This is a genomic window from Dactylosporangium salmoneum (assembly GCF_039532525.1).
GTDB classification, from domain to species: domain Bacteria; phylum Actinomycetota; class Actinomycetes; order Mycobacteriales; family Micromonosporaceae; genus Dactylosporangium; species Dactylosporangium salmoneum.
Window position 1 is genome coordinate 1 of the sequence record NZ_BAAARV010000002.1, and the last position, 514, is coordinate 514.

A 514-nucleotide genomic window follows, 5' to 3' on the forward strand; every position below is an offset into this window, starting at 1 on the left:
GGCCGCGCCGGCCATGGCGCGCCCGAGCGGGCCGCCGGCCGGCGACCGGGTGGCGCGCAGCGCGGCGAAGACGACCGCGGCGCGCGGGTGCGCGGCGACGCGCTCGAACGGGTGCAGCCGCTCGGCGAGGCGCTTCCACACCGCCGGGTGGCGGAAGATGTCCTCGGCGGCGGTCACGACGTCGAGGCGGTCGACGAACGCGACCGCGGCCCGGCGGACCGGGCGCGGCAGCGCGGCGACCCGGGGAACGTCCACGGTGACCCGCGGCTCGCCGGCCGGGCGCCAGGCCTCGCGCGGGCCGTCCTCGTCGCGGTGGCGGGGCAGGACGAGGCCGGGGTCGCCGCCGGAGTACGCCCACAGGGTCCGCGCCACGTCGGTGACCGTGCCCCACCGGGCGGCCACGGCGTCCACGGCGCCGGGCAGCGCCCAGGCGAGCACCAGGGCCAGGGTCTCCCGGGCCGGGACCGTCGCGGGCAGCCAGTCGAGCTGCCCGGGCGCGGTCGCGCCGACCAGG

The 514-nt window shown here is 81.9% G+C and carries 1 pseudogene; it reads right to left on the minus strand.

What is annotated here, in order from left to right:
- Positions 1-514 (minus strand): annotated as a pseudogene (locus ABD352_RS00160) (hypothetical protein); the annotation flags it as partial.